This window comes from Streptomyces sp. NPDC111507 (genome assembly GCF_055638955.1).
Map to the genome: position 1 here is coordinate 227,903 of NZ_JBVKBU010000002.1, position 18,548 is coordinate 246,450.

16 protein-coding genes and 2 tRNA genes are annotated in these 18,548 nt (G+C 69.9%); 8 read left to right on the top strand and 10 right to left on the bottom strand.

The features are described 5' to 3' along the window. The first annotated feature begins 1 nt into the window (after position 1). Together rsgA and ACZ7M2_RS08535 are read left to right on the top strand one after the other, a co-directional pair. Entirely contained in the window at positions 2 to 1,012 is a 1,011-nt protein-coding gene (gene rsgA / locus ACZ7M2_RS08530; protein WP_075028836.1) for a ribosome small subunit-dependent GTPase A, read from the top strand. Positions 1,013 to 1,157: 145 nt separating this feature from the next. Beyond that, the gene (locus ACZ7M2_RS08535; RefSeq protein WP_352045968.1) at positions 1,158 to 1,481 is read left to right on the top strand and encodes a DMT family transporter; all 324 of its coding nucleotides are present in this window, start codon (positions 1,158 to 1,160) and stop codon (positions 1,479 to 1,481) included. 91 nt (positions 1,482 to 1,572) lie between these two features. On the opposite strand, the gene ACZ7M2_RS08540 is transcribed toward ACZ7M2_RS08535, so the two are convergent. Further along, positions 1,573 to 2,178: a TetR/AcrR family transcriptional regulator gene (locus ACZ7M2_RS08540; protein WP_471594664.1), complete on the bottom strand. Its 606-nt coding sequence runs from the start codon at positions 2,176 to 2,178 to the stop codon at positions 1,573 to 1,575. 233 nt (positions 2,179 to 2,411) lie between these two features. On the opposite strand from ACZ7M2_RS08540, the gene hisN reads away from it, so the two are divergent. Further along, on the top strand, positions 2,412 to 3,212 hold the full coding sequence (gene hisN, locus ACZ7M2_RS08545) for a histidinol-phosphatase (protein ID WP_403697193.1): 801 nt from the start codon (positions 2,412 to 2,414) through the stop codon (positions 3,210 to 3,212). Positions 3,213 to 3,370: 158 nt separating this feature from the next. Further along, on the top strand, positions 3,371 to 3,763 hold the full coding sequence (locus tag ACZ7M2_RS08550; protein ID WP_067368643.1) for a CBS domain-containing protein: 393 nt from the start codon (positions 3,371 to 3,373) through the stop codon (positions 3,761 to 3,763). A gap of 101 nt (positions 3,764 to 3,864) precedes the next feature. On the opposite strand, the gene ACZ7M2_RS08555 is transcribed toward ACZ7M2_RS08550, so the two are convergent. Beyond that, positions 3,865 to 5,334 (bottom strand): catalase, encoded by a 1,470-nt coding sequence (locus tag ACZ7M2_RS08555; RefSeq protein ID WP_471594665.1) that lies wholly within the window; start codon positions 5,332 to 5,334, stop codon positions 3,865 to 3,867. A 135-nt stretch (positions 5,335 to 5,469) separates the two neighbouring features. Between ACZ7M2_RS08555 and ACZ7M2_RS08560 the strand changes: the two genes are divergently transcribed. After that, positions 5,470 to 5,886, top strand: coding sequence for a Fur family transcriptional regulator (locus ACZ7M2_RS08560; protein ID WP_352045944.1), 417 nt, complete (start codon positions 5,470 to 5,472; stop codon positions 5,884 to 5,886). A gap of 113 nt (positions 5,887 to 5,999) precedes the next feature. On the opposite strand, the gene ACZ7M2_RS08565 is transcribed toward ACZ7M2_RS08560, so the two are convergent. From ACZ7M2_RS08565 to ACZ7M2_RS08580, 4 genes are all read right to left on the bottom strand, one after another. Then, positions 6,000 to 6,073, bottom strand: a tRNA-Met gene (locus ACZ7M2_RS08565). Positions 6,074 to 6,692: 619 nt separating this feature from the next. Continuing rightward, positions 6,693 to 8,516, bottom strand: coding sequence for a tetratricopeptide repeat protein (locus tag ACZ7M2_RS08570; RefSeq protein WP_471594666.1), 1,824 nt, complete (start codon positions 8,514 to 8,516; stop codon positions 6,693 to 6,695). 265 nt (positions 8,517 to 8,781) lie between these two features. Further along, positions 8,782 to 8,855, bottom strand: a tRNA-Met gene (locus tag ACZ7M2_RS08575). A gap of 121 nt (positions 8,856 to 8,976) precedes the next feature. Beyond that, positions 8,977 to 11,940, bottom strand: a complete 2,964-nt coding sequence (locus ACZ7M2_RS08580) for a UPF0182 family membrane protein (protein WP_471595205.1) — start codon at positions 11,938 to 11,940, stop codon at positions 8,977 to 8,979. Positions 11,941 to 12,103: 163 nt separating this feature from the next. Between ACZ7M2_RS08580 and ACZ7M2_RS08585 the strand changes: the two genes are divergently transcribed. Next, complete coding sequence (locus ACZ7M2_RS08585; RefSeq protein ID WP_403697147.1) at positions 12,104 to 12,646, top strand: PPA1309 family protein; 543 nt, start codon at positions 12,104 to 12,106, stop codon at positions 12,644 to 12,646. Between the two features lie 92 nt (positions 12,647 to 12,738). Here the strand turns inward: ACZ7M2_RS08585 and ACZ7M2_RS08590 are convergent, their stop codons facing one another. The 4 genes from ACZ7M2_RS08590 to ACZ7M2_RS08605 all read right to left on the bottom strand — a co-directional run bounded on the left by ACZ7M2_RS08590 (position 12,739) and on the right by ACZ7M2_RS08605 (position 16,373). Beyond that, on the bottom strand, positions 12,739 to 13,836 hold the full coding sequence (locus ACZ7M2_RS08590) for a YlbL family protein (RefSeq protein WP_471594667.1): 1,098 nt from the start codon (positions 13,834 to 13,836) through the stop codon (positions 12,739 to 12,741). A gap of 84 nt (positions 13,837 to 13,920) precedes the next feature. Further along, complete coding sequence (locus tag ACZ7M2_RS08595; protein WP_351437308.1) at positions 13,921 to 14,127, bottom strand: hypothetical protein; 207 nt, start codon at positions 14,125 to 14,127, stop codon at positions 13,921 to 13,923. 150 nt (positions 14,128 to 14,277) lie between these two features. After that, positions 14,278 to 14,739 carry a molybdenum cofactor biosynthesis protein MoaE gene (locus ACZ7M2_RS08600; RefSeq protein WP_352045940.1) on the bottom strand — a complete coding sequence of 154 codons (462 nt, stop codon included), beginning with the start codon at positions 14,737 to 14,739 and terminating at the stop codon, positions 14,278 to 14,280. 518 nt (positions 14,740 to 15,257) lie between these two features. Further along, positions 15,258 to 16,373, bottom strand: coding sequence for an SDR family oxidoreductase (locus ACZ7M2_RS08605; RefSeq protein ID WP_471594668.1), 1,116 nt, complete (start codon positions 16,371 to 16,373; stop codon positions 15,258 to 15,260). Positions 16,374 to 16,564: 191 nt separating this feature from the next. Here ACZ7M2_RS08605 and ACZ7M2_RS08610 point away from each other — a divergent pair, with 191 nt between their 5' ends. Further along, complete coding sequence (locus ACZ7M2_RS08610; protein WP_471594669.1) at positions 16,565 to 18,007, top strand: zinc-dependent metalloprotease; 1,443 nt, start codon at positions 16,565 to 16,567, stop codon at positions 18,005 to 18,007. Next, complete coding sequence (locus ACZ7M2_RS08615) at positions 18,004 to 18,531, top strand: NUDIX hydrolase (protein ID WP_471594670.1); 528 nt, start codon at positions 18,004 to 18,006, stop codon at positions 18,529 to 18,531. The genes ACZ7M2_RS08610 and ACZ7M2_RS08615 overlap by 4 nt, the downstream gene beginning before the upstream one ends. Positions 18,532 to 18,548 lie beyond the last annotated feature (17 nt).

The window sequence follows — 18,548 nt, forward strand, 5'->3', positions numbered from 1 at the left end:
CATGCGCCGCTACGGCAAGCACACCGACGAGGACGACATCCGCCAGCGCCCCAACCGCAAGGGCAACCGTCCGCGTACGAACATCCGCCCCAAGCACGAGGAGGCGGTCGAGGGCATGGTCGTCACCGTCGACCGAGGCCGTCTGACCTGCCTCGTCGAGGACCGCCTCGTGATGGCGATGAAGGCCCGCGAGCTGGGCCGCAAGGCCGCCGTCGTCGGTGACCGCGTCGCGATCGTCGGTGACCTGTCCGGCGAGAAGGACACCCTCGCCCGCATCGTCCGCATCGAGCCGCGCAGCTCGGTACTGCGCCGCACGGCCGACGACGACGATCCCTACGAGCGCGTGGTCGTCGCCAACGCCGACCAGCTCGCCATCGTCACCGCCCTCGCCGACCCCGAGCCGCGCCCGCGCCTGATCGACCGCTGCCTGGTCGCGGCGTACGACGCCGGCCTGGAGCCCCTGCTGGTGCTGACCAAGTCGGACCTCGCCCCGCCCGACGAACTCCTCGAGCTGTACGGGGCCTTGGGCGTCCCCTACGTCGTGACGAGCCGTGCGGAGCTGGAGAGCGGCGCGGCGGTGGACCGGGTGCGCAAGCAGCTGGACGGCAAGATCACGGCGTTCGTCGGGCACTCCGGCGTCGGCAAGACGACCCTGGTCAACGCGCTGGTCTCGCAGGAGCGCCGGCGCAGCACCGGCCACGTGAACGCCGTCACGGGCCGGGGCCGGCACACCACGACCTCGGCACGCGCGATCCCGTTGCCGGGCAGTGAGGGCTGGGTCATCGACACCCCCGGCGTCCGCTCCTTCGGCCTGCATCACGTCGACCCGTCCCGGGTCATCCACGCCTTCCCCGACCTCGAACCCGGTACCGAGGGCTGTCCGCGCGCGTGCAGTCACGACGAGCCGGACTGCGCGCTGGACCAGTGGGTGGCGGACGGCCACGCGGACCCGCAACGGCTCTACTCCCTGCGCCGGCTGCTGGCGACGCGGGAACGCACGGAGGGCGACTGAGTCCCCTGAGCCCCCTTGTGACCTCCGCGTTGTTTGCGTGGGCGGCCCGTCGGTAAGTGCTTAGCCGGTCGGCAAATGCATAATCGCACCAAGCCGGACCCAGGCCAGGCGAAGCAGTCGACGTGCGGACACGGGAGGACGAGACATGGCGTGGCTGCTGGTCGTTGTGGCGGGACTGCTCGAAACCGGCTTCGCCGTCTGCCTGAAGCTCTCGCACGGCTTCACCAGACTCTGGCCGACGGTCGCCTTCTGCGTCTTCGCGCTGGGCAGCTTCGGTCTCCTGACTCTCGCCCTGCGCAAACTCGACGTCGGCCCGGCGTACGCGGTGTGGACCGGCATCGGCGCGGCCGGCACCGCCGTCTACGGCATGATCTTCCTCGGCGACCTGGTGTCGACGCTCAAGATCGTCTCCATCAGCTTCGTCATCATCGGCGTCATCGGCCTCCAACTCTCGGGCTCCGCCCACTGAGGCGCCCCCCAAAGGGCTCGGGGAACTGCGCGACCAGCCACAACGACGCCGCACCCGCCGACGCCCGCTCCCCGGCACCCCAGCAGGCGAGTCATCTCCACTGCCGCGGCAGCGCGCCTCGCACCAGCTCCGTCACTCCCCCCTCCCTCGGCGGAGCCGCCACACACGACAACGACAACCGCACCACCAACTCACAGGCCCCCGTCAACTCCCCCACGTCCCCCCGCATCGCCCCGGGCCCGGACAACGCCGCGACGGCCCGATCCCGTACGAGCGCCACGAAGTCCGCCGGCGAGGGCAACGGCCCGTCCGCCCTGCGCTGCGCGGGCACCGCGGACGACGACGGCACCGCCGAGAGCGTCGGCGACGGCAGCCGCTCGCTCCAGCACCCGGTCAGCATGGCCCGTACGAGCGCGTTGCCCCGGGCCGCCGACGTGGTCCACTCGGCGGTCGCGACCAACCGCTCGCGCGCGTCCGCGTGGGCGGCCAGCGCGCGCTCGACACCGGCGAGATAGCCGTCGGCCTCCCTGCGTACGAGGGCTCGTGCGAGCCCCTCCTTGCTTCCGAACTCGTTGTAGAGCGTCTGGCGGGACACACCGGCCACGGCGGCGACGTCGACCATCCGCACCGTGGACCACGGGCGGTGTGCGAGCGCCGTATAGGCGGCATCCAGAAGGGATTCCCGCGCTGCAGGCATCTTTTCGCCTCCCTGGGGGCGAGCGGGCGGCACTGCAGCTCAGATTTGACGCGCACAGGGGCACTGTCAAGGGTTCGCGGCGGCGTCGAGGGGCGTACGCCGACCCCCGCACGCCGCGATGATCAACCCGGCCGTGCGGCCCGCGCCCCGAGGCGCCCCGAGCCCCATGACCGTGCCCGATGATCCCCCGGGCCGTATGGCTGTGGCCCGAGTGGGCCATATACGGTGCAGTCATGCCCGACTATCGCGATGACCTGCGCCTGGCCCATGTCCTGGCGGACGCCGCCGACGCGGCGACGATGGACCGGTTCAAGGCGCTCGACCTCAAGGTCGAGACCAAGCCGGACATGACACCGGTCAGCGAGGCGGACAAGGCCGCCGAGGAGCTGATCCGCGGCCACCTCCAGCGGGCACGGCCACGCGACGCGATCCTCGGCGAGGAGTACGGCATCGAGGGCACCGGCCCGCGTCGCTGGGTGATCGACCCGATCGACGGCACCAAGAACTACGTCCGCGGGGTGCCCGTCTGGGCCACGCTGATCTCCCTGATGGAAGCGGGCGAGGGCGGCTACCAGCCGGTGGTCGGAGTGGTCTCCGCGCCCGCGCTGGGCCGCCGCTGGTGGGCGGCGAAGGGGCACGGCGCGTTCACCGGCCGCAGCCTGTCCTCGGCCACGCGCCTGAAGGTCTCCCAGGTCTCGCGGATGGCCGACGCGTCCTTCGCGTACTCCTCGCTGTCCGGCTGGGAGGACCAGGGCCGCCTCGACGGCTTCCTGGACCTGACGAAGGCGGTCTGGCGCACGCGCGGGTACGGCGACTTCTGGCCGTACATGATGGTGGCGGAGGGCTCGGTGGACATCTGCGCGGAGCCCGAGCTGTCGCTGTGGGACATGGCGGCGAACGCGATCGTGGTGACCGAGGCGGGCGGATCCTTCACGGGCCTCGACGGCCGCCCGGGCCCGCACAGCGGCAACGCGGCAGCGTCGAACGGCGTCCTCCACGACGAACTGCTGGGTTATCTGAACCAGCGTTACTGAAGAGCCGGTGGCGCGCCCTTGTGACCCATGGGCGCCCCCGAAACTCACCGCACGCCCCCTTGTTGACCCTCCCTTTAACTGCGACTCTGAGAGTCCCCCCACTTGTGAACTTGTGAATCGCTTCTCTTGGCGCTTCACCAAGGAGGTGGCTCCAGCCCATGCTCGTCCGCGACGCCATGAGCACGGTGGTCCTCACCATCGGCCCGGCACACACACTCCGTCAGGCGGCCTGCCTGATGTCCTCCCGCCGCGTAGGCGCGGCCGTCGTCCACGACGAGGACTCCTCCGGCCTCGGCATCCTCACCGAACGCGACATCCTCAACTCGATCGCCCTCGGACAGAACCCGGACACCGAGACCGCGGGCACCCACACCACGACCGACGTCGTCTTCGCCGCCCCCGTCTGGACCCTGGAGGAAGCCGCGGCGGCGATGGCGCACGGCGGTTTCCGACACCTGATCGTGCTCGACGACAACGGCCCGGTCGGCATCGTCTCGGTCCGCGACATCATCCGCTGCTGGGCTCCGAAGCGGCAGCGAGTACCCGCGTAGACGCTCCGGCATCACTGCCACGTACATGCCGACGGGCCGGACCCCTCATCACTCAGAGGGATCCGGCCCACCGCCCACGACAAGCGATCCAGTGCTGGTTCTCAGCCGCGCAGGGCCTGGACCGCGGCCTCCAGCCGCTTGCCGAAGTCTTCGTCAGCCTGACGGAAGTTGTTGATCGCGCGCTCGGCGATGTCGTCACGGGAGACCTTGGCGAGGAAACCCGCCAGGTTCGCGATCAGACGCCCCTGCTCGTCCTGCGACATCCGGCGGTACAGACTGCCCGCCTGCACGAAGTCGTCGTCCTCGGAGTGGGACGGCGCCTCGGTCTCACCGGTGTGGCCGGTCACCGCGATCGGCTGCCACAGCGGCCGGTCCGTCTGGAACGGACCGCCGAAGCTGTTCGGCTCGTAGTTCTTCGCGCCCTTGTGGCGACCGTCGTACAGGGAGCCGTCACGGGAGTTCGTGCGCGCCTCGGCGGCGTGCGGGCGGTTCACCGGCAGGTGGTCGGCGTTGATGCCGACGCGGTAGCGGTGCGCGTCGCCATAGGCGAAGAGCCGCCCCTGAAGCATCTTGTCGGGGGAAGGCCCGATACCCGGCACGAAGTGCGCCGGCGAGAAGATGGACTGCTCGACCTCGGCGAAGATGTTCTCCGGGTTGCGGTTGAGCTCCAACCGGCCGATCTCGATCGGCGGGTAGTCCTCGTGCGGCCACACCTTGGTGAGGTCGAACGGGTTGAACCGGTAGGTCGCCGCGTCGGCCGCCGGCATGATCTGCACCTGCACGGTCCAGGACGGGAACTCACCGCGCTCGATGGCCTCGCGCAGGTCGCGCTGGTGGGAGTCGGGGTCCTCGCCGGCGAGCTTGTCGGCCTCCGCCTGGGTGAGGTTCTTGATGCCCTGGTCGGTCTTGAAGTGGTACTTGACCCAGAAGACCTCGCCGGCCTCGTTGTTCCACTGGTATGTGTGCGAGCCGTACCCGTTGAGATGCCGGTAGGAGGCAGGGATCCCCCGGTCACCGAAGAGCCAGGTCACCTGGTGCGTGCTCTCGGGGCTGAGACCCCAGAAATCCCACACGTTGTCGGCTTCCTGCGAACCGGTGTACGGGTCGCGCTTCTGCGTGTGGATGAAATCGGGGAACTTGATGGCGTCCTTGATGAAGAACACCGGGGTGTTGTTGCCGACGAGGTCGTAGTTGCCCTCCTCGGTGTAGAACTTCAGCGCGAAGCCGCGGGGGTCACGGACCGCGTCCGCGGAGCCGAGGTTGCCGGCCACCGTCGAGAACCGCAGAAAGGTCTCGGTCTGCTCGCCGACCTCGGCGAGGAACGCGGCGCGGGTGTACTGGGTGACATCCGCGGTGACCGTGAAGGTCCCGTAGGCGGCGGCGCCACGGGCGTGCACGACACGCTCCGGGATGCGCTCACGGTTGAAGTGGGCGAGCTTCTCGAGAAGCAACTGGTCCTGAACGAGCACCGGGCCACCGACGCCCGCGGTCTCGCTGTTCTGATTGTCGGCCACCGGCGCGCCGGCCTCCGTCGTAAGCGGTCCTTGCGTCACGTGCGCCTCCTGCGTCATTCCGGACCGGTCCTGCCCGGTCCCACCCATGGCCCGATGCCGAACCGATCCTACATTAGACAATATCCAAATCAAGCACGCATCCAAAGTCACACCCATTCGGGATCTGGTCACCTTGCTGTTAAGCTGGCCTGCATGAGTGACCTGTTGGAACGACTGCGCGGACGCGGATGGCGAATGACCGCGCAGCGGCGCGTCGTGGCCGAGGTCCTCGACGGCGATCACGTCCATCTGACGGCCGACGAGGTGCATGCCCGGGCCGTCGTCAAGCTGCCCGAGATCTCCCGGGCGACCGTCTACAACACGTTGGGTGAGCTGGTCTCGCTCGGCGAGGTGCTGGAAGTCGCGACGGACAAGCGCGCCAAGCGCTACGACCCGAACGCGCACCGTCCGCACCACCACCTGGTCTGCGCCCAGTGCGGCTCGATCCGCGACGTCCACCCGAGCGGCAACCCGCTCGCCGACCTCCCCGACTCGGAGCGCTTCGGCTTCACGGTCTCGGACGTAGAGGTGACATACCGGGGCCTGTGCCCCAACTGCGCCTCAGCCTGACTCCCCCGAAGCCCCGGCCTCCACCACGGACGCCGGGGCTTCCCCGTGCCCCCACACTCCGGTCAAACGCCGAAGGACCCAGATCTAGATGATCTGGGTCCTTCGTCTTCAAGTAGCGGGGACAGGATTTGAACCTGCGACCTCTGGGTTATGAGCCCAGCGAGCTACCGAGCTGCTCCACCCCGCGTCGATGAACTGAACATTACGTCAACCAGGTGGACCAGCGCAAATCCCATAGACGTTCCCTTGAACAGGGGCGAGGGAAGCTCCAGGTCGTCTCCCCTCCCGGGATACGAGGAGAAGAGCAGCACCCACGGGGGCCGGGACGGGAGCCCCGCGGGGGTACGGGGACGGGAGCCCCACGGGTACGAGGGCGGGAGCCCCACGCGGGGGGGGTACGGGGGCGGGAGCCCCACGGGGGTACGGGGACGCAGTCCCTGACGGGGTTGCAGGGGCGGAGCCCCCCCCCGGGAGGTCCAGAGGCACAGCCCTGCGCGGCGCAGGGGACAACCCCGCGCAGGTCCGGGGGCGGGGCCCGGCGGGGTGCAGGGGCGCAGCCCCGCGCAGGTCCGGGGCACGCCCGGCGGGGTCCAGCGGCACAGCCCCGGCCAGCCCGACGGGGACTCAGGGGCTCAGCCCCGCCGGGGCTCAGGGGCGGAGCCCCGCCGGGGCTCAGGGGCGGAGCCCCGCCGGGGTTCAGGGGCGGGGCCTCTGGTGGGGTTCGGGGCGGAGCCCCGGGGATGGGTCGGGTAGGGGCGGCGGGGGCGAGAGCAACCCGAGCCCAGCCCCCACCCACCGCCACAACCTCACGCAGACAACTCCTGCCGCAACGCGTCCCGCAACCGAGCCGCCCGCTCAGCCACCTCCGCCGGCCCCAGCGCAACCGCCCGATCAGCCCACCGCTGCCCCTCCGCCAACTCCCCCCGCCGCGCATACACGAGCGCAAGCCGAAGCGCCGCCCGCCCATGCCCCGCATCCGCCGCCCGGGTCCACCACAACGCGGCCTCCGGCTCACTCCCCTCCCGAGCCAACAGCAGCCCCAGATTGAAGGCCCCGTTCCGAGACCCGGCCTCCGCGGCCGACCGGTACCACCGAGCCGCCTCCACCACATCACCCCGCGCCGCGGCGAGCATCCCGACCCGCACCTGCGCCCGCCGGTGCCCCAGGGATGCCGCCCGCTCGTACCACTCCTCGCACTCACTCTTCTCCTGCGTCGGCTCCCCGAGCTCATGCGCGGGCGCCGGCGGCCGCCGAGCGTCGAGCACGGCGGCCAGCCGGTACGCGGCTTCCGCGCTACCGCCCCCCGCCGCACACCTCAGATGCCGCTCCGCCTCCAGCTCGTCCCCGTCCCGCAGCCGCGCGATCCCGACCTGCAGCGCCGCCTCGGTGTGCCCGGCGGAAGCCGCCCGCTCGTACCACCGCAGCGCCGCCTCCTCGTCGTCCTCACTCCCCCGCCCGGCATGCAGGATCCCGAGATTGAACGCGGCGTCCACACTCCCGGCCTCCGCGGCCTTGGAGAACCACGGCTCGGCTCCGGCCGAGTCCCCGACCTGAAGCAACAGGATCGCCAGCGCGTTCGCGGCCTCACGGTGCCCCGCGTACGCGGCCCGCCGGTACCACTGCTCGGCCTGCGCGGTCCGCCCCTGCTCTGCGCAGAGCAGCCCGAGGTTGTACGCGCCGTTCACATCACCGGCGTCCATGGCGGCCCGGTACCACCGCTCCGCGGTCTGCGTCTCGCCGCGCTCGGCGTGCAGCGCCCCCAGCGCGTTCGCGGCGTTCCCGTCCCCGTCCTGCGCCGCCCGCAGCCACCACACGGCCGCGCTCTCCGTGTCCCCCGCGTCCCGCAGCAGGAACCCGAGCGCGCAGGCTGCCCGCGCCTCTCCGTCCTTGGCGGACGTCAGATACCAGCGCCCCGCCTCCTTGAGGTGCCCCCGCTTCTCCAGGATCGCCCCGAGGTGCAGCGCGGCCCGCCGGTGCCCGCGCGCGGCGGCCTGCCGGTACCACTGCTCGGCCTCTTCACCGGCGGCTCCTATGACCCCCATGACACCGTTGTCGCCCCTGCCCTCGCCCGCGTCCGCGGCCTTGCGGTCGAGCGTGCGCGCGAGCCGGTACGCCGCCTCGCGGTGCCCCCGCTCAGCGGCCGACCGCATCCACTGCTCCGCGCCGACGTCACTGCGGTGCTCCAGCAGATCGGCGAGCGCGTACGCCCCGAGGGCATGCCCCTGCTCGGCGGACTGGCGCAGCCAGTACTCGGCGGCAGGCTCGTCTCCCCGCTCCCGGTGATAGCGCCCGAGCGCGTGCGCGGCGGCCGCGGACCCCGCGACGGCGGCGATCCGCCACCACCCGGCGGCCTCGTCGGCGTACCCGCGCTGGTGCAGGAGGACACCAAGGTTGTTGGCGGCTGCGCGGTCACCGGCGGCGGTGGCAGCGCGCAACTGAGTCTCGGCTCCGTCGAGATCGCCACGGCGCAGCAGCATCGCTCCGAGGACACTCATCGCCTCGACGTCGCCGGCCTCGGCGGCGAGCCGCTGACGTGCTTCCTCGGCAGCCTCGCCGGTTTCGTCCCGGTCTGAAGGCTGCGCAAAACGCCCTGTATCCAACAGAGTTGCCTTGTCCCCCATAACGTCCATCGTCGCACCACCTGCAACCTGGGTACACCTGGTATACCGCAGTCAGTGAGGTCACTTCAGCGTTTTGTCGACATGCCCACAGAGAGACAAGTCAAACACAGTTTTCCCAACTCCCCACGGATGGCGCAGTCTTCGGCGCGTCGCCCATGGTCGCCGCACGCACCCCGCGCACGCGTCCTACCCAGGTCGTCATACGGGTGCAGTACACGTGTGCGCACACAGCGAAGGCCCGGATCCTGTGAGGATCCGGGCCTTCGCTTTTCAGTAGCGGGGACAGGATTTGAACCTGCGACCTCTGGGTTATGAGCCCAGCGAGCTACCGAGCTGCTCCACCCCGCGCCGTTGTGTTGCAACCGTACCACGGCGCGGAGGGGGCCTCTGACCAGCGGCTGATCCAAGAACCGGACCAGCCGCCGACCGGCCCGACGGACCGGTCGGCGCCCTGGCCCGTACCGCCGCCCTAGGTCGTACCGCCGCTGGGACTGCTGCTGCCACTCGGGCTCGGACTACTGCTCGGGCTGCTGGCCTTGTCGTTGCTCTTGCTACCGCCGCTGCCACCGGTGGCGCTCTTGTCGGCCTTGGCCTGAGCGTCCTCGGCCCGCTTCAGCGCGTCCTGAAGATCCTTCTGCGCCTGCCCGTACGCCGTCCAGTCGCCCTTCTTGAGGGCGTCCTGGCCCTCGTCGAAGGCCTTCTGGGCGTCGGTGAGCGCCTGTTGGACCGTCGGGTTGCTCGACGTCGGCGGTGGGGTGGTCCCCGTGCCGGCCGGTGGACTGGTCGTACTGTCCGTCCCGAAGACCTTGTTGAGCGCCTGGTCGAGCGTGTCCTCGAAGGCGGTGTTGCCTCCGTAGGTCACCAACACCTTGCGCAACAAGGGGTACTTGAGGTCACCACCGCGTACGTAGACAGGCTCCACGTAGAGCAGTCCTCCGTCGAGCGGAACCGTCAGCAGATTGCCGTACTCGACCTCCGAGTCCCCGCCCTTCAGAAGTCTGATCGACTCGGCGATGTCCTGTTGGGAGTTGAACTGGCTCTGGACCTGTTTGGGCCCGTCGACGGGTTCGCTGGTCGGCAGTTTCAGGATTCTGATCTTGCCGTAGTCGGGCGTGCCCGCCTCGGAGTCGACCGCCATGAACGCGCTGAGGTTGTCCCGGCCGTTGGGCGTGAAGGTCGTCGTCAGAGAGAACGCCTGCGCCGACTGGTCGGGCATCTTCATGCTCAGGTAGTACGGCGGCACCGCGTCGCCCGACTTGTTGGTCGGCTCGTCGGGGACCTGCCACACCTCGCTGCCGCTGAGGAACGTCTGCGCGTCCTTCACGTGGTAGCGGGTGAGCAGCTCGCGCTGGACCTTGAACAGGTCCTGCGGGTACCGCAGATGGTCCATGAGCGACTGCGAGATGGCCGTCTTCGGCTCCACCGTGTTCGGGAACGCCTTCATCCAGGTCTTGAGGACCGGGTCCTTGGTGTCCCACTGGTAGAGCTTGACCTCACCGGTGTACGCGTCGACGGTCGCCTTCACCGAGTTGCGGATGTAGTTGACCTGGTTCTGCTGGGCCACCACCGCGCGCTGGTTGTTGGTCGCGGTGAGCGAGTCCGCCGTCGTGTCACCGAGGGTGGTGCGGGAGGCGTACGGGTAGCCGTTGGTCGTGGTGTAGGCGTCGACGATCCACTGGATCTTGCCGTCGACCACGGCCGGGTAGGCGTCGCCGTCGATGGTCAGCCAGGGGGCCACCGCCTCGACGCGGTCCTTGGGGGTCCGGTTGTAGAGGATCCGGGAACCCTCGCCGATCGCGCCCGAGTAGAGGATCTGCGGCTCGCCGAACGCCACGGCGTACGCGGCACGGTTGATCGGGCTGGAGAGGCTGACCCCGCTCTTGCCCTGGTAGCTGGTGGTCTTCTCACCGCTGTCGTCGGAGTAGTCGATCTCCTTCTGGGGACCGCCGACGATCGAGTACTGCGTGGTCTTCTCGCCGTAGTAGACCCGCTGCTCGTACGTCCCCAGGTCGCCGTTGGACGGCAGGTCGGACTCGGTGAAGACGGGCCGGCCACCGGAGGTCGCCGTGGTGCCCTTGGCGGCCACCACGCCGTATCCGTGCGTGTAGCGGAAGTGGTCGTTGATCCAGTTGTTCTTCGGAATGCCGTTCAGGTTCAGCTCACGCAGTCCGATGACCGTGTCCTGGTCCTTGCCGTCCTTGCTGTACCGGTCGACGTCCAGGTTGGTCGGGAACGCGTAGTAGTTCTTCATCTGCTGCAACTGCTGGAACGTCGGCGAGACGATGTTCGGGTCCAGCAGACGGATGCTCGCCGTGGTGTCGGCGTCGTCGCGCTGCTTGGTCTTGTCCTTGGTGGCGCTCTTGCCCGCGTACTCCGAGACCTGGGTGCCGTCGATGCCGTAGGCCTCGCGGGTCGCCTTCAGGTTCTTCTCGACGTACGGCGCTTCCTTGGCCTGCTCGTTCGGCTGGACCTGGAACTTCTGCACGATGGCCGGGTAGAGACCGCCGATGAGGATCGCCGAGAGCACCATCAGGCCGAAGCCGATGACGGGCAGCTGCCAGGTGCGCCGCCACAGGGTGGCGAAGAACAGCAGCGCACAGATGACGGCGATGCAGAACAGGATCGTCTTGGCGGGCAGATACGCGTTGGCGTCGACGTACCTGAGACCCGTCCAGTTGCCGGTCGCCTTGAAGTCGCTTGACTTCACGGCGAGTCCGTAGCGGTCGAGCCAGTAGGCGACCGCCTTCAGGGCGACGAAGACGCCCAGCAGCACCGACAGGTGCCCGGTCGCCGCGGCCGTGGCGCGCGCGCCCGGGGAGGTGATCCTGAGCCCTCCGTAGAGGTAGTGCGTGAGCGCGGCGGCGATCAGCGAGAGCACGGCGGCGGCGAAGCCGAAGCCGAGCAGGAACCGGTACCAGGGCAGGTCGAAGGCATAGAAGGAGACGTCGAGGTGGAACTGGGGGTCCTTCTGGTGGAAGGGGACCCCGTTCACCCACATCAGCCATGTACGCCACTGGCCCGACGCCGACGCGCCGGCGATCAGCCCCACCAGGGAGGTGATGCCGAGCAGCAGCCACCTCTTGTAGGGCGCGATCCCCATCCGATACCGGTCGAGGCTCTGCTGCTCCATCGACATCGCGCTCAGCGGCGGTCGCAGCCGATGTGCCAGCCAGATGTTCACGCCGACCGAGGCCGCCATGATCAGGCCGAAGACGAAGAAGAGCCCGATCTTGGTCCACAGGGTGGTCGTGAAGACGGACGAGTAGTGAACCGACCGGTACCAGAGCCAGTCCGTCCAGAACCCCGCGAACATGACGAACGCCATGGCCAGCACGGCCAGCACGCCCAGTGTCATGAGCAGGGTCCGGACCCGCCGGGACGGTCGGCCCACTCTGATCCGTGGCCCCGTCGGGCCTCCGCCGCGGTCCGGCATCTGGAAAGCCAAGGTGCGCACCTCGAAGTTCGCTGTTGATCCGTCAGGTCCCCGTGAAGCGGACCATCCGTCAGGCTCCGTGATCGTGGAGCCTCATCTATGCAACTTACTCACGCTTTACTCGGTTCCCGGATCCGGGTACGAACGAGGCAGGATTGTGACCATGTCCAACACTCCCATGGCAGCGAGCCCGCTCACCCGGGCCGTACTCGAGATCGACGAGTACGCCTCCAGCCTCGGCTGGGACCAGCCCGCTCGCCTCTTCGCCCTCGTAGACACCGCGCGACTGCGGGCCCAGGAGCCCGGTCTCGCGGCCCAGCTCGGCCTCCAGGACGAGCCCGAGACCACCGGTCTCACCCCCATCGAGCAGGACGAGATCCCTGCCGACAAGCCGCTGGACGAGTTCCTCGGCACCATCGCCTGGCCCGACGCCGTGGTCGGCTGCGCGCTCACCGTGGAGCGGCTGATGCTGCCGCCGTCCGCGGAGGCCTCCGTCCCGGAGGGCCTGAGCGACAAGAAGCTCGCGAAGTGGGTCGCCGAGCACCCGGACCGCCAGGAGGTCCGTATGACGGTCGGCGTCCTGCGCGACGGCACCCGCGACTCAGCACTGCGTCTGCGCGAGAAGGACGCGCCGACCGAGGTCCTCACGGGCGCGGGCCTGGTGCCGGGCCTGGCAGAGGCGCTGTCGGCGACGTTCGCGGACTGACGTCCTGGTGTACGCGGACGGGGGCGCCCCGGACTTCCTGGGGCGCCCCCATCACGCCGTACGGCCCATGTGTACCGCCGCCGGTCGGTCCCTCAGCCCTTGGTGGTGCACTCCGGCAGGTCGGCGGTCTTGCCGGAGCTGATGTCCTTCAGGGCGTTCATCGCGTCGTCGATGGTGTTGACCTTGACGAGGGTGAGCCCCTTGGGGGTGTCCTTGGCGGCGGCCGCGCAGTTGTCCTTGGGCGTCAGGAAGTACTGGGCGCCCTTCTCGCGCGCTCCGATCGTCTTCAACTCGATGCCGCCGATCGGACCGACGGTTCCGCTGTCGTCGATGGTGCCGGTGCCGGCCACGAACTTGCCGCCGGTGAGGTCGCCGGGGGTCAGCTTGTCCACGATGCCCAGCGCGAACATCAGCCCGGCGCTCGGACCGCCGACGTCGGCGAGCTTGATGTCGATGCTGAACGGGAACGTGTGATCGGTCCCGGCCGAGATGCCGACGATGGCGCGGGACGCGCCGCTGTCGCTGGACTTCGCCGTGGTGATGGTCACGTCCGTGGTCGCGGTGGCCGTCTTGCCCGCCTTCTCGGCGGCGGCCTGCTCCTTGGCGGGCACCACCGTGAAGACGACCTTCTCGCCGGGCTTGTGCTTCGTGACCAGCTTGGCGACGTCCTCGGGTGCTTTGACGGCCGTACCGTCGACGCTCTTGATCACGTCACCGGCGTGCAGCCGGCCCTCGGCCGGGGAGTCCTTGACGACGGTCGACACGATCACCCAGGACTTCACCGGGATGCCCAGCTCCTTCAGAGCGGCCACCTTGGCGCTCTCCTGGGACTGGCTGAACTCCTCGGCGTTCTCCTGCGTCGACTGCTGCTCGGTCTTGCCGTCCGGGTAGAGGGTGTCGTGCGGCACGACCTTGTTGTCATGCGCGAGCCACCCATACACGGCCTCTACGAGGTTCATGTTGTAGTCGGCGCTGGTGACCCGGACAGTGGTCATGTTCAGGTGCCCGGTGGCCGGGTACGTCTTGCGTCCGGAGATCTGCAGCACCGGCGCGCCGTCGTGCTCGCCCAGTGTGTTCACCGTCGGCCCCGGTGACATCTCCGAGTACGGCACTTTGATGAACACTCCCGCGCACAGGAGCGCGATCAGGATCAGGGTGGAGGCGAGCATCGTCGCGGTGCGGCGTGGCATGCCACGACAGTACGGGACGGTGCTGTCAGCGCACTGTCGGGGCCGTCCGTACGGGGCCCGGGCGGCCTCTGCGGGGCCCTGGCCTCAAACCGCGTCGGAGTGCGGCTTCTCCCCGGCACCGGGCCGCACCATGACGGCCTCGGAGCGCTCCATGGCCGCGCGGAAGCGCGCATACCCCTCGAGCTCGATGCCGTCTCCCACCGTCTTGCGGTTCCGGCTGGCCCAACCGCCCCACAGTCCGGCACCGATCGCGGCCAAAAGCGGAATCAGCAACCAGGCGAGCGACGCCATGCCCACCTCCCAACCCCACGAGCGACCGCAACTGACTGATCAGCAGATTAACCATCCGCCTCGTTAACGCTCATACCAGGGGGTCGGTTACGCAACCGGAGCAAGGGTGAGAAGTCGGTGAGGCCGGACTCACACGTCCGGCCGACTCCCTCAACAGGCTCCGACCCACTCCTCCGTGCCGTCGGAGAACTTCTGGTGCTTCCAGATGGGCACCTCGTGCTTGAGGTCGTCGATCAGTTTGCGACACGCCTCGAAGGCCTCGCCGCGGTGCGGACACGACACGGCGACGATCACCGCGAGATCACCGACGGCCAGGTCACCGACCCGGTGCACGGCGGCCAGCGCCCGCACCGGATACCCGGCGACCACCTTCTCGGCGATCCGCCGCATCTCGGCCTCCGCGCTGGGATGACACGAATACCCCAGCCCGTCGACGTCGGCGCCCCCGTCGTGATTGCGCACGGTCCCCACGAAGAGCGCGGTCCCTCCGGCGGCGTCGTCCCCGACGGCCCGGAAGACCTCGTCCAAGGAGAGCGGCTCGTCCCGAATCGCCAACAGCCGAATCGGATCCTGCGCCCCCAACTCACCCGGATGCTCAAAGGTAGGTGCCATGGCCCCATCGTGCCGCACCCCACGGCACCCACGAAATACGCCGTTCACCCCGCACACCCGCGCGACCTTTTGGAGCCTCCTACAGGGCGAACAACCCTGCACCCCACCCACCCCGCCCCGTCCACCTTCCGCCGACGACCCCATTCAGCCCACCACCTGGGTCGGGGGCGAAGCCCCGGGATCAGCGGGGGCAACGGGGGCACGAACCTGCCGAGATGCCGGGGGCAGCGGCGCCGGGGGCAGGGGCGGAGCCCCGTTGGGGTCCTGGGGCGGAGCCCCGTTGCGGGTGCAAGGGCGCAGCTCCGCCAGGGGTCCAGGGGCACCTCACCGGGGGTGCAAGGGCGCAGCCCGCCGGGGTTCAGGGGCGCAGCCCCGTTGCAGGTGCAGGGGCGCAGCTCCGCCGGGGTGCAGGGGCGCAGCCCCGCCGGGGGTCCCGGGGGATGGGACGGGTAGGGGCGGCGGGGGCGGAACACCGGCCCTCAGCCACGACGCACCCGCACCCGACCACCCCCCAAGACTCAGATCCGCCGCCGAGCCTTCCGAGCCCGCCGAACCAACGCGGCCGTACCCAGAAGAGCAACCGTCGCCCCCGCGGCCCCCGCCGCCGTCGCATCCTTGCGTCCCAGCCGCCGCCCAGCCACGGTGTGCCGCCCGGCAACCTCCTCCAGCAGCTCCGCGAGAACCTCCTCGTTGGACCACTGCGGCCGCCACCCGGCGTCATGCATCCGGCTCCCACTCACCACCCAGGGGTACATCGTGTACGCCAGATCCCCGGCGGGCGAAGGAGTGAGCCCAATCCGGTGAAGTCGCGCGGCAGCCCCCAGCGCGACGGCGGACGGCAACTCCATCCGCCGAATCCCGCTGAGCTCCTCGACCTCCTCCTGTTCCAGCCACCCGTCGCACCCGACGGCCAGCTCCCCCTCCACCTTCTCCAGGACGGCGTACTCCAGAGCACTGCACAGATCCTCGACGTGGCAGAACTGCCAGGCAGGCCGCGACCCCGCCACCACAAGGAGTCGAGGAGACTCGAAGTACCTGGTCAGGGCGGTGTCGGTACCGCCACCGACCAAGACCCCCGGCCGTACGACGGTGACATTGAGCCCCGGATGCGCGCGCGGCGCCCGCCGGGCGAGCCGCTCGATCTCCAGCAGGTCCCCGACCCCCGTGGCCTCCGCGGTCGCCCGCAGTTCGGCGTCTTCGGAGAGGGGCAGTTCGTTGTCGGGCAGCGCTCCGTAGACCATCGCGGAGGTGCACAGCACGACCCGGTGCACCCCAGCCGCGGCGGCGGCCGTCAGCACGGTCTGCGTCCCCCGGACGTTGTACGCCGTGCGCGCCGCCGCGTCCGTCTCCAGGTCGAGGTCGAGCGCGAGATGCACCACGACGTCCGCGCCGCGCAGCTTCTCGGCGATCGCCGGGTCCCGCACGTCGAGGATCTGCCACTGGGCGCCCTCGCACTCGCCGCGACGCTCGTCGATGGCGATGACCTGCTTGATCTCCTCGCTGGCGGCAAGCCGCTCGGTCAGCATCGCGCCCACGCCGGACGCGGCGCCGGTGACCGCGACGACGGGCCCGCGCAAGGGCGGGCTGGTTGAGTGGTTTCGCGCTGCGCGAACCTGTGGATCTGGGGAACTCACCGGGCGTCTCCAGCGGTTGTCTTCAGTAACGGACGCGCGTGACGCGTCAGTACCAGGTGGCATCCATCCTGCCGCAGGCCAAGAGTCGGCGAAGCACCGAGGCCCGATCGGGTTCGGGTGTCTACGCTGGGTGGTGTTGTCGGGCAGTCGCCGTCGGAACGAACCGGCGGCCTTACCAGCCGAGGAATCCCGTGAGTGACACCCCATTCGGATTCGGCCTTCCGCCGGAGGAGCCGGAGAACGGCGACGAGGGCAAGAAGAAGGACCAGCAGAGCGGCGGTGGACAGGGACCGTTCGGTTTCGGGCCGCCCGGAGCCGGCGGCCCCGGCGCCGACAATCCGCTCGCAGCGATGTTCGGTTCCATGAACCCCAACGATCTGGGTGCCGCGTTCCAGCAACTGGGCCAGATGCTCTCGTACGAGGGCGGCCCGGTGAATTGGGACATGGCCAAGCAGATCGCCCGCCAGACGGTCTCCCAGGGCACTTCTGACGGCACCAAGGACGCGAGCGTCGGTCCCGCCGAGCGCACCGCGGTCCAGGATGCCGTACGCCTGGCCGATTTGTGGCTGGACGACGCGACGTCCCTGCCGTCCGGCGCCGCTTCCGCCGTGGCCTGGAGCCGCGCGGAGTGGGTCGAGGCGACCCTGCCGGTGTGGAAGGAGCTCGTCGACCCGGTCGCCGAGCGCGTCGGCGCGGCCATGGGCGATGTCCTGCCGGAGGAGATGCAGGCCATGGCGGGCCCGCTCATCGGCATGATGCGCTCCATGGGCGGCGCCATGTTCGGTACGCAGATCGGGCAGGCCGTCGGCGTGCTCGCGGGCGAGGTCGTCGGCTCCACCGACATCGGCCTGCCGCTCGGCCCGGCCGGCAAGGCCGCGCTGCTGCCGCTGAACATCGCGTCGTTCGGCAAGGACCTGGGCATCCCCCTGGAGGAGGTGCGGCTCTACCTCGCCCTGCGCGAGTCCGCCCACCAGCGTCTCTTCTCGCACGTGCCGTGGCTGCGCTCGCACCTGTTCGGCGCGGTCGAGGGTTACGCGCGCGGGATCAAGGTCGACACGGCCAAGCTGGAGGACGTGGTCGGCCAGCTCGACCCGCAGAACCCCGAGCAGCTGCAGGACGCCCTCCAGCAGGGCATGTTCCAGCCGGAGGACACGCCGGAGCAGAAGGCCGCGCTGGCCCGTCTGGAGACGGCACTCGCGCTCGTGGAGGGCTGGGTGGACGCGGTCGTGCACGCGGCCGCGAAGCCGCGTCTTTCCTCCGCGGACGCGCTGCGCGAGACGCTGCGCCGGCGCCGCGCCACGGGCGGTCCCGCCGAGCAGACGTTCGCCACGCTGATCGGCCTGGAGCTGCGCCCGCGCCGGCTGCGGGACGCCTCGCGCCTGTGGGCTTCGCTCACCGACGCGCGCGGTGTCGACGGCCGCGACGGCCTGTGGGCCCACCCGGACATGCTGCCGACCGCGTCCGACCTCGACGACCCGGACGGCTTCGTGCACCGTGAGCAGCTGGACTTCTCCGAGCTCGACAAGATGCTCGGCGAGGCGGCGAGCGGCTCCGCCGAGAAGACGAACCTGAAGAAGGACGACGCTCCCGCGGACGACGACAAGGGCGACGACAAGGGTGACGGCACCGAGTGACCCTTCACGACGACGCCGTCCTCGTACTGAAGCAGTACGAGGACCAGGGAGAGCTGCGCCAGGTCTATCTGGACCATCTGTCCGAGCATCCGGACGGCATGTGGAAGGCCTGCACGGCGGGGCATGTCACGGCCAGCGCCCTGGTCATCGACCCGGTCGGCGGCCGCGTCCTGCTGACGCTGCACCGCAAGCTGCAGATGTGGCTGCAGATGGGCGGCCACTGCGAGCCGGGCGATCCGACGCTGGCGGCGGCCGCGCTGCGCGAGGCGACCGAGGAGTCGGGCATCGAGGGTCTGGTCCTGCTGCCGGGCGGCCCCGTGACCCTGGACCGGCACGCCATCCCGGCGCCGTGCAACTGGCATCTGGACGTCCAGTACGCCGCGCTCGCCCCGGCCGAGGCCGTGGCGGCGATCAGCGACGAGTCCCTGGATCTGCGCTGGTTCCTCTACGAGGAGGTCGCGGACGTGGCGGACGCCTCGGTCGTACGGCTCCTGGAAGCAACCCGCGAACGGCTCGCGGCCTGAGGCACGTGTAAGGGGCG

Excerpts from the sequence above, each read along its gene's own strand:
- ACZ7M2_RS08590 (WP_471594667.1), bottom strand. The coding sequence starts at position 13,836 with ATGCCACGCCGCACCGCGACGATGCTCGCCTCCACCCTGATCCTGATC.
- ACZ7M2_RS08560 (WP_352045944.1), top strand. The coding sequence starts at position 5,470 with ATGAGTGACCTGTTGGAACGACTGCGCGGACGCGGATGGCGAATGACC.
- ACZ7M2_RS08535 (WP_352045968.1), top strand. The coding sequence starts at position 1,158 with ATGGCGTGGCTGCTGGTCGTTGTGGCGGGACTGCTCGAAACCGGCTTC.
- ACZ7M2_RS08540 (WP_471594664.1), bottom strand. The coding sequence starts at position 2,178 with ATGCCTGCAGCGCGGGAATCCCTTCTGGATGCCGCCTATACGGCGCTC.
- ACZ7M2_RS08570 (WP_471594666.1), bottom strand. The coding sequence starts at position 8,516 with ATGGACGTTATGGGGGACAAGGCAACTCTGTTGGATACAGGGCGTTTT.
- ACZ7M2_RS08555 (WP_471594665.1), bottom strand. The coding sequence starts at position 5,334 with ATGACGCAGGAGGCGCACGTGACGCAAGGACCGCTTACGACGGAGGCC.
- ACZ7M2_RS08595 (WP_351437308.1), bottom strand. The coding sequence starts at position 14,127 with ATGGCGTCGCTCGCCTGGTTGCTGATTCCGCTTTTGGCCGCGATCGGT.
- ACZ7M2_RS08585 (WP_403697147.1), top strand. The coding sequence starts at position 12,104 with ATGTCCAACACTCCCATGGCAGCGAGCCCGCTCACCCGGGCCGTACTC.
- rsgA (WP_075028836.1), top strand. The coding sequence starts at position 2 with ATGCGCCGCTACGGCAAGCACACCGACGAGGACGACATCCGCCAGCGC.
- hisN (WP_403697193.1), top strand. The coding sequence starts at position 2,412 with ATGCCCGACTATCGCGATGACCTGCGCCTGGCCCATGTCCTGGCGGAC.
- ACZ7M2_RS08550 (WP_067368643.1), top strand. The coding sequence starts at position 3,371 with ATGCTCGTCCGCGACGCCATGAGCACGGTGGTCCTCACCATCGGCCCG.
- ACZ7M2_RS08600 (WP_352045940.1), bottom strand. The coding sequence starts at position 14,739 with ATGGCACCTACCTTTGAGCATCCGGGTGAGTTGGGGGCGCAGGATCCG.
- ACZ7M2_RS08580 (WP_471595205.1), bottom strand. The coding sequence starts at position 11,940 with ATGCCGGACCGCGGCGGAGGCCCGACGGGGCCACGGATCAGAGTGGGC.